Genomic DNA, 12,647 nt, shown 5'->3' on the forward strand with positions numbered 1-12,647 from the left:
AGCGCCCGTCACAAGGGGTCTGTCCCCCTGTCGCTGGCAGTGCTAGGACCCCCCGCATGACAGAAGAAAAGAACATGCAGGCCGGCGAGCGCATCGCCAAGTTTCTGGCGCGCGCAGGCGTCGCCTCGCGCCGGGACGCGGAAAAACTCATCGAACAAGGGATCGTCACCGTGAATGGCGAGACCCTGACCACGCCGGCGTTCAAGGTGACGCCGGATATGGATATCCGCATTGACGGCACCCGCGTCGGCAAGCCGGACGCGCCGCGTCTGTGGCGTTATCACAAACCCGACGGGCTGGTGACGACCCATAAGGACCCGCAAGGCCGCCCGACCGTGTTCGAAGCGCTGGCCGGTCGGTTGCCGCGGGTGATTTCCGTCGGTCGTCTCGATCTGACCACCGAAGGATTGTTGCTGCTGACCAATTCCGGCGATCTCTCGCGCCGGCTTGAACTGCCCTCGACGGGATGGACGCGGCGCTATCGCGTGCGCGCTTATGGGCGGGTCACGCAAAAGGCGCTCGACAGCCTGAAAGACGGCGTCGAGATTGACGGCGTGCAATATGGTCCGGTGCGCGCGACGCTCGACCAGTTGCAGGGCGGCAATTCCTGGATCACGCTTTCCATCAATGAAGGCAAGAACCGCGAAGTCAGAAATCTCATGCGCCATCTCGATCTTCAGGTGAACCGGCTTATTCGCACCGCCTACGGACCGTTTCAGCTCGGCAAGCTGCCGAAAGACGATATTGAAGAGGTTCCCGGCAAACAGCTTAAAGAACAACTCGGCAAAAAGATCTGCGAGGAGATCGGACTTTGAGCGACGTCGTTAATCTCAACAGCTTTCGCAAAAAGAAAGCCCGCAGCGAGAAAGAAAAGCGCGCCGAGGAAAACCGCGCGAAATTCGGGCAGACCAGGGCCGACAAGAAAAAGTCGCAAGCCGAGCAGTCAAGGCGTGAGCGCGATCTCGACGGGCATGAGATAGACTAAATCTTCTTGTGCGGGCGCGGAGAACCTATTGCGCGCCGGGCTGTTCGCCTCTCATGGCAGACCGTTTGAATCCCCGTGATCCCTCCCTCGACAAGCCGCCTTTTGTGCAGCTTTCCCTGCGGCATTGGCGGCGCCTTCCGGGCCGGGTTCTGGCGCAAATCAACAATGACCGCATCGGGCTGACCGCGGCGGGCATCGCCTTTTACGCCTTGCTGGCGATTTTTCCCGGCATTGCGGCCGTGGTCTCGGTCTGGGGGCTGGTCGCGGACCCGGTGACCATTTCAAATCAAATTACCGGGTTTTCGCCGATCCTCCCGGGCGATGTGGTGCTGGCCCTGCGTGCGCAGGCGATTGATGTCGCCGCCAGCGATGAGCGCTCCATCGGCGCTGCGCTAGTGATCAGTCTCGCCGTGACGGTTTTCAGCGCCTCGCGCGCCATCAAGGCGATCATGCAGGCGCTGAATATTGTCTATAATGAAAATGAAACGCGCGGCTTTTTGATGTTCAACGCGCAGGCCTATGCAATGACCATTGCAGTGGTGGTTGGCTTTGCGACCGCGCTGGCGGCGGTCGCGATTGTGCCGATCCTGTTCGAATTTGCAGGACTGGGCGCCGTGGTCGAGCCGGCCATCGGTTACGCGCGCTGGCCGATCCTGTTTGCGGGCGCATGGCTCGGCATCGCCGCGCTGTATAAATTTGCGCCGTCGCGCCCCGCAGCTTCATGGAAATGGCTCAGCCCCGGCGCGGGCGCGGCGGTGATCTTGTGGATCATCGCGTCGGCGCTTTTCTCCGTCTACGTACAGAATTTCGCCAATTACAACGAAACCTACGGCTCTATCGGCGCGGTTGTCGTCTTGCTGATGTGGTTTTGGGTGTCGGCTTTTGTGTTTCTGCTCGGCGCCGAAATCGATTCTGAGATCGAGCAGCAGGCCCATTTAAGGCCAAAGCGGGCGCCGGCGGGGACGGCGGCGCGCCGCAACAGCGTTGATGTCTTAAAGCGCTTCGGCTGTTTCCGCCGCTTGCTGTTTGGCGTCCTTGTCCATGCGCTTCATGGCTTTCTGCAGTTTTTCGAAAGCGCGCACTTCGATCTGGCGAACGCGCTCGCGCGACACGCCATATTCCTGAGACAGCTCTTCCAGCGTAGACGGATTATCCTTCAGGCGGCGCTCGGTCAGAATGTGCTGCTCGCGCTCATTCAAAGTCGCCAGCGCAGTTTCGAGCAGGCCCATGCGCATGTCATATTCGTCTTCATTGGCGAGCTTCATTTCCGGATTGACGGCGTTGTCGTCCACCAGCCAGTCCTGCCATTCGCCGCCGCCTTCTGCGTCCTTGCCCATCGGCGCGTTGAGGGAGGCTTCGCCGCCCGACATGCGCCGGTTCATGGAGATGACGTCTTCATTGGTGACGCCGAGTTTGGTCGCGATATGCTCGACCTGTTCCGGGCGCAGATCGCCATCATCAACGGCTTCGATCTGGCCTTTGATTTTGCGCAGATTAAAGAACAGTTTTTTCTGCGCCGCGGTGGTGCCGATTTTCACCAGGCTCCAGGAGCGCAAGACATATTCCTGGATCGAGGCGCGGATCCACCACATCGCATAGGTCGCGAGGCGGAAGCCTTTTTCCGGGTCGAATTTCTTCACCGCCTGCATCAGGCCCACATTGCCTTCGGAAATCACTTCGCCGATCGGCAGGCCATAGCCGCGATAGCCCATGGCGATTTTCGCCACGAGACGCAGATGCGAGGTGATGAGTTTATGCGCGGCGTCAGGATCTTCATGCTCGGCGAAGCGTTTCGCCAGCATGTATTCCTCATCCTTTTCCAGCATCGGAAATTTGCGGATCTCCGCGAGATAGCGCGAGAGGCTTCCCTCTGGCGTCAAGGCGGAGCCGGTTGTGGTTGTCAGTGCTTTGCTCATCGGCGCGTGATCTCTCTCCAGTGCGCCCCGGTCAAAGGGCGGGCGTATCTAGAACGGGGCCAGCATCGGCGATTGCGGTCATGAAAGCCCCCATTGGAAGGCGCCTCTTTCCGGGCGCTCTGGGCTTTATATAGGTATCCGAAACCGCGATCCCAAGGGTTGGCCCCGAAAGCGAGGGCGGAAAATGGCCTTGGGAGCCCGCTAAACCGTTACTTTACGGGGCATTTTCGCCGAAAATAGGGCGAAATTCCAGTCACATGAGAGTCGCGGGCGCGCGCAATTGCGTGATCGTCGCGGGCTTATTCCGCGCCGCTGGCGGGCGGCGGCGCGAGCGAGATCAGCCCCTCGCGCAGGAGATAGCCGCCGGGGCCGATGGCCGCCGGGCCGGTGAGTTCCGTGATAAACGCCCGGGCCTTCGGGTTCGCCGCCAGCGCGGCGGTCTTGGCGTAGACCCGCAAGGTGCGCGACAGGGGATAGGTTTCCGATCCGATGCTGTCGCGGGTCGGCGCCACGCCGTCCACGGGCATGGCGGTGAGCCGCGCGCGATGCTGCACGAATTGCGGATAGCCGATCACGCCGAGCGCATGGGGCATGCGGCCGATGGCGGCGATGATCACATTGTCATTCTCGCCGGCGTCGATCCAGGCGCCGTCCATCCGCAGCGTGGTTGCGGCTTTGTCATAAGCGTCGCGGTCGCGCGCGCGCAGCATGCGCATGCAATGATTGGCGCCGGCGCCCTCCGCCAGCGCGAGATCGATGAAGGAGGCGCGCGTGCCGGAGGTGGTCGGCGGGCCGAAGACTTCGATCGGCGCATCGGGCAGGCCGGCGCGCACATCGCGCCAGCGATGGCGCGGATTGTCGATCAGGCGGCAGTCGCTGTCGCTGGCCGGAGTTTGCGCGGCGAGCGCCAGGAACAGATCCTCTCGCCGCAGCGCCAGCGGGTGGCGGGTTTTCTTCGCCGCGATGATGACGCCCGATAGCCCCAGTTCGAATTCCATCAGATCGCCGGCGCCGTTTTGCGCGCAGCGCGCGCGCTCATCCGCTTTGATCGGGCGGGAGGCGAGGGTGATGGCGGCGTATCCGGCGTCGCCGCCGCCGCAGAACAGCGAGAAGCCGCCGCTGGTGCCGGTTGTTTCAATGATGACATCGACGCCCTTGTCTGCAAGGCGGCGCTTGGAAATATGCGCGAAGGGCGAAACTGTCGATGAGCCGACAATCTTGGTTTCCGCCGCTGCGCCTGCGCAGATGAAAAGATTCGCCGCAAGGCAAATCCGTAAAACTCCCCCGATCGTCATGATGTCCCCCTAAGCCGCGTGGCGCACGCAATAGCGCCGCATGCAGTCGATGATTTCCTGTTCGCTCGCCGGCTTGCGCAATACTGCGTCAAAGCCGCTGGCGAGAAGGTTTTCCGTGTCTTCCGGCAATGCATGCGCGGTGAGCGCAATGACCGGCGTTCTTGTTTCATGGCTTGGCTGGCGCGTGCGCAATTCCCGCGTCGCGGCGAGCCCGTCCATCACCGGCATTTCGATATCCATGAAGATGATGGAGAAGGCGTTGTTTTCCGACCAGGCGTCGAGCGCTTCCTGGCCATTCTCCGCATAGACGACGTCGCAACCGGCTTTGGTCAGGAAGGCGCCGGCGATCATCCGGTTGGGGAGATTGTCGTCGACGACCAGCACGGCGCCCGGTTCGCCGCGCCGGTCATTTGCGCCTGCGATGACGGGCGCTTGCTGCGGCGCTTCGCTCGGCGCCGCTTTTTTAAGGCGCAGCGCGATCAGAAAAGTGCTTCCCTCAGATGTTGATTTTTCCAAAGTCAGCGCGCCGCCCATCGCCTCGATAATGCGGCGGCTGATGGCGAGGCCGAGCCCGGCGCCGCCATAAGAGCGTTCGCCAAGGCGGTGCGCCTGTTCAAACTCCTCGAAGATCTTGTCTTGCTTGTCGGCGGGCACGCCGATGCCGGTGTCGCATACGCGGATGGTGATGTCGGCTTCATCTGCGCGTTGCGCCGGGCGCGCCTCGGCGACGATGCGGACGGCCCCTTCGCTGGTGAATTTCAGCGCATTGCCGACGAGATTATAGACCACCTGGCGCAGGCGCGCGGCGTCGATATCGTAGAGCGCGTCGGTGCAATCGCCGATCTCGGCGGAGAGGCTGAGACCAAGTTCGTCGGCCTTCGGCGTCATCAATTCCGCAGCGGTTCTTATCTCGGCGGCGAGATTGACCGGCGCCGTCGTGATTTTCATCCGCCCCGCCGAATGCTGGTTGATGGTGAGAATATCATTGGCGATGGACAGCATGTGCCGTCCCGCGCCTTCAATATGTTCGGCGTAAAGGCCCTGTTTTTCATCGAGCTGCGTCATGCGCAAAAGATTGGTGAGTCCGATTACCGCATTGAGCGGCGTTCTGAGTTCGTGGCTCATCATGCGCAGGAAATTTGTTTTCGCCTCATCGGCGGCGCGCGCGCGTCCGGCTTCTTCAAGGGCGTTTTGTTCAGAGATCTCCGCGCGGTGGACGCTTTCCTCGATCTTTCGGCCCATGGGTTCGAAAATCAAAATCGATTCCGCGACAAGCAGCAGGATGATCAGCGTCATCAAGATCATCTGAATGATATTGGTGCGGGTGATCGCCTGCTCGGCCTCATAGGTGATGATGCGTGCGATCACATCATGGGTCTGCATGATGGTGTGCATGCCGAGCAGGTTGATTTCAGAGATCAGCGCGCTGGTTTCCGAAGGCGACAGGGCCTCTTCAAGCAGCCGCTCGGCGCTGTCCAGAAACGCTTTCACTTCCTGGTCGAGGGGCGCATTGTCGTTGAAATAGATCTCGTGGACGGTGTCGAGATGGCGTTGCGTGCTGGCGTCTCCCGCATTGGACAGCACCGCATGGGCCTTGCGCATCTGCGCGATGGCGGCGCGTAATTCGGCGCGCACGGCGTCCCGGTCCGAATTATGCGGACCGCTTAATTCATTGGAGAAGAACGCCACGCGCTGGCTCAGCGCTTTTTGCGTAGAAGCGAGCCCGATCAGTTCGGCGCGGCCGGCCTGATGCGATGTCTGGTCAAAAAATATGAACAGGGATGCGCCAACGAGAAGCGCAAGCAGGACAAGTCCGGCTACATATTTTCGTCTGAATAGATGATGCAGGCTCTTGGCATTGATCGTCACCGTCGTCGTCCGCTTTCTCTCCCCGACAAGACGAAGAAAAGCGAAATCTGTAAAAGCGTGCTTAACTGCGACGAAGGTTTCGCCGCATTGCGAAAGAATTTTTTGTGTAAAGCGCGCACAGTGCGCGAGTCTGCATGTCGGTAAAGTGAATTGCGCAAAAATGATTGCGCAACATCCTTAATGCGCTGTCACAAATGCGGCGGCGCCGATGTGCAATTAGAGCGCGCGCAAAGCGGTGAGCAGGGTTTGGAAATCTTCCGGCGCCGCGCGTTCAAAGCGCATGGTCTCGCCGCTGACCGGATGCGCAAAGCCGAGCACTTTCGCATGCAGCGCCTGGCGTTTGAAATTGCGGATCGTCTCAATCGCGACATCGCCGGCGGCGTCGCCGGGTTTGAGACCCGCAAGGCCGGGGCCGCGGCCATAGGTCTGGTCGCCGACCAGCGGGCAGCCGATTGAAGCAAGATGCACGCGGATCTGATGGGTGCGGCCGGTTTCCAGCGTGCACTCGATCAGCGAGGCGAGGGCGTCGCCTTTCAGCTTCGCGCGGGTCCGGCCAAAGGCTTCGATGACTTTGTAATGGGTGACCGCATGACGGGCGCCCTTGCGGGGCTTGTAGTCTTCCTCGTCATCATCCCAGATGAATTCTTCGACCACCGTCATCTTGGTGCGGTCATGGGTCTTGCGGGCGAGCGCGCCTTCGATGGTGCCGACGCCGGGGCGCGGAGCGCCGACCGCGACCGCTTCATAGACCCGGTCGATATCGTGCGCGGAAAAGGCGGCGGACAGGCCCTGATGCGCGGCGTCATGCTTGGCGACGACCAGCAGGCCCGACGTGTCCTTGTCGATGCGGTGGACGATGCCGGGCCGGCGCATGCCGCCAATCCCCGACAGCGTGTCGCCGCAATGATGAATGAGGCCGTTGACCAGCGTGCCGGTCCAGGCGCCGGGGGCGGGATGCACCACCAGCCCGGCCGGCTTGTTGACCACGATGATGTCCGCATCCTCATAGACAACGTCGAGATCCATCGCCTCGGCCAGCGGCGCCGGGTCCTCCGGCGGCGGCGGAACCAGCCGGTAGGTTTCGCCCTGCCGCGTCTTATAGGAAGCGTCGGTGAAAGGCTCGCCGTCGCGGGTCAGGACGCCGTCGCCGATCAGCGCCTTGAGGCGGGTGCGGGTCAGGTCCGGAATTTTGGCGGCCAGCCATTTGTCGATGCGCTCGCCAGCGTCTTCCTCGCCTATGGTCAGTACATAGGCGCCGGATGCGTCCGGTCCCGGTTCTGGTCCTAGTTCTGGCCCGAGTTGTGGCTTGAGGGTTTCATCGTCTGCGGTCATAAGCAGGGCGGTGTAGCGGGCAAAGGCCAAACAAGCCAGTCCCACCAGCCAGTCCGGCAGGCCGCAAGGAGCGAAATCTTCCCGTGAGCGATAATAACCATCATGAAAACGAGGCGTCCCCGGCGGCGGGCGTTGGCGGACTCGCCCAGTCGATCGGCACGCGCAATCTGTGGATCATCATCCTGACCATGCCGGCGGTGTTTCTGGTGGTTGTGGCGGCGATCATCGCGATGTTCGGCAAACCCGGCCGCGATAAAGCGGGCGAAGCAGAAAGCCCGGCGGTGGTTGAGGCGGCTCCCGCCGTCGAGTCCGGCGAGGCGGCGGCGATCATCATGCCTGCGGGCGCGGCGCCCGGTGCGATTGCGCTGGATGGCGACCGGCTGGCGGTGCGCCTTGATGGTCCGGACGGGGTCGTGGTCGTGGTCTATGATCTCGCTAAAGGCGAAGTCATTGCGCGCATTCCGTTCCAACACGCTGATGGCGCGCCTTTATCGGAACGCTAAGCGGTCTCCGGCGCGGCGCGGCGAAAAATCCGTAAACGGAAATTCCGGCTGCGGCATTCCCGGCGGTTTGCGCTTGCGAAGGGAATGCTGCGCTTGCGCTTTGTGCAAAAGTATTTTCGCGAATGGTGCGAATGGTGGAAACACACCATGTCCTTTCGCGAAAACATCTGATTTAGTACAGCCGCAAATATGCAGTCGCGTTCATGTCGCGGCGTGTGAAACTCATGGGGGAGTTTTCTAAACATGAATGACAGGATCATTTTGTCTATTCGCGGCGTATTGGCTGCGGCGATCGCCGCTTCGTGCAGCTTGTTTACATCGGCGCAGGCGGCGGTGATGACCAGCGGATGCGCAAACGCCACCAGTTGCACATTGGAAGAGCTTTATGCGGGCGGGGTCATCACTGTTGATGATGTGATTTTCGATGGCTGGGTGTTGAATTTCGACGACAGCGATGAAGAGATTGACCCCTCGACGATCCTCGTCACCGGCGTCGCGGACGCAACGTCGGCGCACCTTGTTTTCACCATGAGCCCGGCGGTCGAGGTCAACGACAACGCCCCGTTCATTGAATATGATTTCGACGTCCTCGCATCCATGGCCAGCACGTCGCTGCGGACGATTGTCGGCGCGGCTCTTGAAATCGCCTCTGGCGATATTGGTGCGGAAGGCGGGTTCGACTTCTTCGAGGTGAATGCGAATTTGCCGACCTTGCCGGATCTGCTCAGCCTCGATGACGGGGGCGTTGTGTCAACCGCCGCCGCCTTTTCGGTGCTGTCGCTGCTGGCGGATTTCGACTTTCAAGCCGAATCCGATGGCGGCCGCGCGTTCCTCAACGGTTTCATTTTCTCGCTTGAGCTTGCAGGCGATGTGGTTGTCGGCGAAGTGCCCATCCCCGGCGCGTTCGTCTTGATGCTGACCGCTCTTGGCGGCATGGGCGCGATGCGGCGCAAATCGAAGCCGGCGCGCGCCTAACACCGCTTTTGTACGACTATTCAGTCTACCGCTTATCTGATGCGCCAGGCCCGGCGTCGGATGCGTAGTTTATTGGGCCATCAGATCATGGAGAGAGAAATGTCCCTTACAAAGAAAACCACGATGCTGGCGGCGGGCGCCGCCGCCTGTTTCGCGGCCATGGGCGCAACGTCCGGCGCTATGGCGCAAGAGTGCATGATGGGCGAATTGAAACTGTTCGGCGGCAATTTCGCCCCGCGCGGCTGGGCGCTGGCGCAAGGCCAGTTGCTGGCGGTCAGCCAGCATTCGGCGCTGTTTTCCATCTACGGCACGACCTATGGCGGCGATGGCCGCACCACTTTCGCGCTGCCTGACCTGCGCGGCCGCGCGCCGGTGCAGCACGGCAATGGCCCGGGCGTGGTGAATGTGGCCCTGGGGCAGAAATACGGTGCGGACACCACCACGCTGACGGCCAATCAGTTGCCGTCGCACGCCCACACCGCGACGACGGAAACGACGCTGAAGGCGACGACCTCCAGCGGCACAACCAATATCCCGACCGGCAATGTGCTTTCCGATGACGGCAATGACCGCATCTATGCGGCGGGGCCGGCGAACACGGATATGGGCGTCAGCGCCATTGCGTCATCGACAACGGTCGCCCCCGCCGGCGGCGGCCAGTCCGTTACGATCGACGGGCCGCGCCTCGGCATCAATTATATCGTTTGCATGGAAGGGATCTATCCGTCGCGCAGCTAGCGCCGGGCGCCGTCTTGCGATTCAGCCCCGCCCGGTTCCGGGCGGGGTTTTTATTTGTGTGCAGATTACTCTGACACTCTCTTCAGCGTCATTTCGAGAAACTGCGTGCAAGTCTCCTCGACGCAGCGCTCTCCGGTCTCCAGCCACTCGCCCGCATCGGTGAGCCGCGCATGGTACCGCATTCGCGCGCCGGGCCCCGCCGGATGCGACCAGCGATATTCATTCTCGCCCACCTCCGGTTCCGTGCGCGACTGATAGCCTTCCTTGACGAAGGCGTCGAAGCGATAGGTTTTCCCATAGGCGTCGTAGGACAGCACGCCGAAGGCCTTATGGCCGGGGATTTCTTCGCCATTCGCGCCGATGGACCAGCCGCGTCCGTGAAAGACGATCAGCATGCCTTCCAGCTCGCTGTCGACCTGTTCGGCGACCTGAAAGGTCTCGCGCCCTTCCGGGCCGGTGCGCCAGCCTTCGCCGCGCCACTCTCCGACAATCCAGTTGAGCTTGGCCATGGCTTCCTTCACGACAGGCGCGGGCGGTTGATAGGGCTGGGCGAGGGCGCCAAGCGGTAAGAGGCTGGCCAAAATTGCGGCGGACAAGGGTCGGATCTTCATCGGCTGGTCCTTTCTCGCGGGCATTCCGGCGAAATTCATACCCGTATGACCGGGTGCCGCTTGAATAAAATCAAAAGTACTTTATTTTGTAAAGTAGATTTTGTAATGCGCGCCTGCGGGGCCGGTTTTGGGCCGTCGGGGTCTGCGCGCGCCGACGGAATGGAAGATGGAAGGATGCCGACCATGAGTGACGCCTCTTCAGACAAGATGACGCCGGATATTGCGAGCGACCTCGCTTATGTGCGTTCGCTCGCCGAGGAAGGGCGCGATGCGCCGCTGGTTGGCGGCGCCTATTATGTGTTGTGGGGCGGGGTGATGGGCGTCGCGTCGTTGCTCTCCTTCTTTGCGCTTTCCGGCATGATCTCGGTCGGCCCGGCGGGGCTGTTCGGGCCATGGGCGGCGGCGGGGATTGTCGGCTGGATCGCCTCGATGACGCTGGCGCGCCGCCGCGGAAGCAAACCGGGCGCGATGACATTGGGCAACCGCACCGCCGCGGCGACCTGGTTTTCTGTCGGCATATTCATGACGGTGTTCTGGATTGCGCTGATTTTCGCCCATGACGATTTCACCCAATTCGGCGTGCCGAAATTTTTCCTGTTCACCTTGATGTTCCCGATTGCTTTCGGGGTTTATGGCGTCGCGTTTTACGCTTCCGCCGTGGCGGCGCGGGCGCATTGGCTGAAAGGCTTCGCCTTCATTTCCTGGGCCTTCAGCATCACCGCCTTGTTCATGGCTGGCGCCCCCTACCAGTTTCTTGTAGGCGCGGCGGGATGTTTTGCATGCGCTGTGCTGCCGGGATTGATGCTCATGCGCGGAGAACCGAAAGAGATTGTCTAGACCATGAGCGTCGCGCCGGATTTCGATTATCGCGAGATTGACGATGTCATTCACGGGCGGGTGCGCTTGTCCGTAATGGCGTATCTGTCTGGGGCGGGGGTTGCCGACTTTAATGAACTGAAAGCCAAGGTCGGCGGCTCGGACGGCAATTTGTCCGTACACATCAGAAAGCTCGAAGATGCGGGCTATGTTTCCCTGGAAAAGGGATTTCGCGGCCGCCGCCCGCAAACCATCGTGTCGCTGACCGCCAAGGGGCGCGAGGCGTGGATCGCGTATATTGCGCGGATGGAAGAGTTCTTGCGGCCGAAAGCGGCGGAATAGCTTTATTTGCGTGACGACAGGAGCCGCGTGATCAGCCAGATCGGCACCACGATCCCGGCGCCGATCAGGAAATAAGTGCCGAGCGTGATGATGATTTCGCCGACGCTGTCGCCCAGCATGGAGATCAGGTCGCTGACATTGTGGAACAGGCCGCTCCAGAATTCGCGCACGCCGATATTGAGCAGCTTGAACACCGCGCCGACAATCACGCTGGCGATGACCAGCTTGATGATCGTGCGACCGGTTCCGCCGCGCGTCAGCCGTTCTTTCAAGCTTTCTTCCGGCATGTCCTGCTCCTGCTGGCCCTGTTGCTGGCCCTGTGTCTCGTGACGATAAAATAGGCGGGATCGGCGCCCCATACAATGGCGGGGCGCCGCTCGCGCAGGCCGGCGCTAGGCTGCTTTTTCCATATAGATGCTGCGGCATGGGAAGGGGATGGAAACGCCTTCCGCGTCGAAACGCTCTTTCACCGATTTCGTCAGCGCCCATTTCACGGCGAAATAATCGGCCCGCTCGACCCAGACCCGGCAGATAATATCAACCGAAGACGCGCCCAGCGTATCGACGGCGATGACCGGCTCCGGGTCCGATTTGGCGAGGGATTGCTTTTCCACTTCCGATTTGATCAGCGCCATCGCCTTGTCGAGATCGTCGCCGTAAGAGACGCCGAAAACGAGATCGACCCGGCGCGTCGGATAGCCCGCATAATTGGTGATGACGCTTTCGAAGATCTTGCCGTTGGGCACGATGATTTTCTTATTGTCGGGCGTCGCGATCTCGGTGGTGAACAGGCCGATATTCTTGACGCTGCCTGCGACTCCCGCAGCCTCCACATAATCGCCTACGTCAAACGGGCGAAAGCCGAGCATCATCACGCCGGAGGCCACATGGCCGAGCGTGCCTTGCAGTGCGAGGCCGATGGCGAGGCCGGCGGCGCCGATAATCGCGGCGAAGCTGGTGGTCGGCACGCCGAAAATCCCCAGCGTGGTGATCAGCACCAGCGCGATCAGGCCATAGTGAATAAGGCTCGACAGGAAACCGGCAAGCGTCGTGTCGATGCGCCCGGTGCGGGTCATGGCGGCGGCGGCGACATTCTTGATGCGTCCGGCGACCCACAACCCGGCCACCAGAACGATCAGCGCGCCAACCACGCTGGGCAGATAGGCGGCGGCTTTTTCCGTCAATCCTTGCAGGAAAGTCACCGCCATATCGAGATTGGCGCCGCTTGTTTCGGTGGTTGCCGTGGGGGTCGTTCCGTCTTGCAT

The 12,647-nt window shown here is 61.3% G+C and carries 14 protein-coding genes and 1 pseudogene; 8 read left to right on the plus strand and 7 right to left on the minus strand.

Features of this window, described 5'->3' with window-relative positions:
* Window positions 1-56 precede the first annotated feature (56 nt).
* From AC0L8G_RS04095 to AC0L8G_RS04105, 3 genes and pseudogenes are all read left to right on the plus strand, one after another.
* Window positions 57-815: a pseudouridine synthase gene (locus tag AC0L8G_RS04095; RefSeq protein ID WP_473387031.1), complete on the plus strand. Its 759-nt coding sequence runs from the start codon at window positions 57-59 to the stop codon at window positions 813-815.
* A complete protein-coding gene (locus tag AC0L8G_RS04100; RefSeq protein WP_473387033.1) occupies window positions 812-985 on the plus strand; it encodes a DUF4169 family protein in 174 nt (57 codons plus the stop codon). Before AC0L8G_RS04095 ends, AC0L8G_RS04100 begins: the two co-directional genes overlap by 4 nt.
* Window positions 986-1,038: 53 nt before the next feature.
* Window positions 1,039-1,854: pseudogene (locus tag AC0L8G_RS04105) on the plus strand (YihY/virulence factor BrkB family protein); the annotation flags it as partial.
* Window positions 1,855-1,977: 123 nt separating this feature from the next.
* Here AC0L8G_RS04105 and rpoH read toward each other — a convergent pair.
* The 4 genes from rpoH to AC0L8G_RS04125 all read right to left on the minus strand — a co-directional run bounded on the left by rpoH (window position 1,978) and on the right by AC0L8G_RS04125 (window position 7,397).
* Complete coding sequence (gene rpoH / locus AC0L8G_RS04110) at window positions 1,978-2,901, minus strand: RNA polymerase sigma factor RpoH (protein ID WP_473387034.1); 924 nt, start codon at window positions 2,899-2,901, stop codon at window positions 1,978-1,980.
* A gap of 299 nt (window positions 2,902-3,200) precedes the next feature.
* Window positions 3,201-4,196, minus strand: coding sequence for a substrate-binding domain-containing protein (locus tag AC0L8G_RS04115; protein WP_473387036.1), 996 nt, complete (start codon window positions 4,194-4,196; stop codon window positions 3,201-3,203).
* Between the two features lie 9 nt (window positions 4,197-4,205).
* Window positions 4,206-6,065, minus strand: coding sequence for an ATP-binding protein (locus tag AC0L8G_RS04120; RefSeq protein WP_473387037.1), 1,860 nt, complete (start codon window positions 6,063-6,065; stop codon window positions 4,206-4,208).
* A 216-nt stretch (window positions 6,066-6,281) separates the two neighbouring features.
* Window positions 6,282-7,397, minus strand: coding sequence for an RluA family pseudouridine synthase (locus AC0L8G_RS04125; protein WP_473387039.1), 1,116 nt, complete (start codon window positions 7,395-7,397; stop codon window positions 6,282-6,284).
* Window positions 7,398-7,480: 83 nt separating this feature from the next.
* On the opposite strand from AC0L8G_RS04125, the gene AC0L8G_RS04130 reads away from it, so the two are divergent.
* From AC0L8G_RS04130 to AC0L8G_RS04140, 3 genes are all read left to right on the plus strand, one after another.
* A complete protein-coding gene (locus tag AC0L8G_RS04130; protein WP_473387041.1) occupies window positions 7,481-7,900 on the plus strand; it encodes a hypothetical protein in 420 nt (139 codons plus the stop codon).
* A 243-nt stretch (window positions 7,901-8,143) separates the two neighbouring features.
* On the plus strand, window positions 8,144-8,875 hold the full coding sequence (locus tag AC0L8G_RS04135; protein ID WP_473387043.1) for a VPLPA-CTERM sorting domain-containing protein: 732 nt from the start codon (window positions 8,144-8,146) through the stop codon (window positions 8,873-8,875).
* Window positions 8,876-8,974: 99 nt separating this feature from the next.
* Entirely contained in the window at window positions 8,975-9,613 is a 639-nt protein-coding gene (locus tag AC0L8G_RS04140; protein ID WP_473387045.1) for a phage tail protein, read from the plus strand.
* 65 nt (window positions 9,614-9,678) lie between these two features.
* Here AC0L8G_RS04140 and AC0L8G_RS04145 read toward each other — a convergent pair whose 3' ends face one another.
* Window positions 9,679-10,224, minus strand: coding sequence for a hypothetical protein (locus AC0L8G_RS04145; RefSeq protein ID WP_473387047.1), 546 nt, complete (start codon window positions 10,222-10,224; stop codon window positions 9,679-9,681).
* A gap of 183 nt (window positions 10,225-10,407) precedes the next feature.
* On the opposite strand from AC0L8G_RS04145, the gene AC0L8G_RS04150 reads away from it, so the two are divergent.
* A complete protein-coding gene (locus tag AC0L8G_RS04150; protein WP_473387049.1) occupies window positions 10,408-11,061 on the plus strand; it encodes a hypothetical protein in 654 nt (217 codons plus the stop codon).
* 3 nt (window positions 11,062-11,064) lie between these two features.
* Complete coding sequence (locus tag AC0L8G_RS04155; RefSeq protein WP_473387050.1) at window positions 11,065-11,382, plus strand: winged helix-turn-helix domain-containing protein; 318 nt, start codon at window positions 11,065-11,067, stop codon at window positions 11,380-11,382.
* Between the two features lie 2 nt (window positions 11,383-11,384).
* Here the strand turns inward: AC0L8G_RS04155 and AC0L8G_RS04160 are convergent, their stop codons facing one another.
* Window positions 11,385-11,669 carry a DUF6460 domain-containing protein gene (locus AC0L8G_RS04160; RefSeq protein WP_473387052.1) on the minus strand — a complete coding sequence of 95 codons (285 nt, stop codon included), beginning with the start codon at window positions 11,667-11,669 and terminating at the stop codon, window positions 11,385-11,387.
* Between the two features lie 105 nt (window positions 11,670-11,774).
* Window positions 11,775-12,647 carry a mechanosensitive ion channel family protein gene (locus AC0L8G_RS04165; protein WP_473387053.1) on the minus strand — a complete coding sequence of 291 codons (873 nt, stop codon included), beginning with the start codon at window positions 12,645-12,647 and terminating at the stop codon, window positions 11,775-11,777.

The sequence above is a fragment of the Hyphococcus sp. D3-15 genome, from assembly GCF_055809375.1.

Bases quoted from the DNA above. Each gene is read 5' to 3' on its own strand.
- AC0L8G_RS04155 (WP_473387050.1), top strand. From the start codon at position 11,065: ATGAGCGTCGCGCCGGATTTCGATTATCGCGAGATTGACGATGTCATT.
- AC0L8G_RS04115 (WP_473387036.1), bottom strand. From the start codon at position 4,196: ATGACGATCGGGGGAGTTTTACGGATTTGCCTTGCGGCGAATCTTTTC.
- rpoH (WP_473387034.1), bottom strand. From the start codon at position 2,901: ATGAGCAAAGCACTGACAACCACAACCGGCTCCGCCTTGACGCCAGAG.
- AC0L8G_RS04150 (WP_473387049.1), top strand. From the start codon at position 10,408: ATGAGTGACGCCTCTTCAGACAAGATGACGCCGGATATTGCGAGCGAC.
- AC0L8G_RS04125 (WP_473387039.1), bottom strand. From the start codon at position 7,397: ATGACCGCAGACGATGAAACCCTCAAGCCACAACTCGGGCCAGAACTA.
- AC0L8G_RS04135 (WP_473387043.1), top strand. From the start codon at position 8,144: ATGAATGACAGGATCATTTTGTCTATTCGCGGCGTATTGGCTGCGGCG.
- AC0L8G_RS04140 (WP_473387045.1), top strand. From the start codon at position 8,975: ATGTCCCTTACAAAGAAAACCACGATGCTGGCGGCGGGCGCCGCCGCC.
- AC0L8G_RS04095 (WP_473387031.1), top strand. From the start codon at position 57: ATGACAGAAGAAAAGAACATGCAGGCCGGCGAGCGCATCGCCAAGTTT.
- AC0L8G_RS04165 (WP_473387053.1), bottom strand. From the start codon at position 12,647: ATGCAAGACGGAACGACCCCCACGGCAACCACCGAAACAAGCGGCGCC.
- AC0L8G_RS04160 (WP_473387052.1), bottom strand. From the start codon at position 11,669: ATGCCGGAAGAAAGCTTGAAAGAACGGCTGACGCGCGGCGGAACCGGT.
- AC0L8G_RS04145 (WP_473387047.1), bottom strand. From the start codon at position 10,224: ATGAAGATCCGACCCTTGTCCGCCGCAATTTTGGCCAGCCTCTTACCG.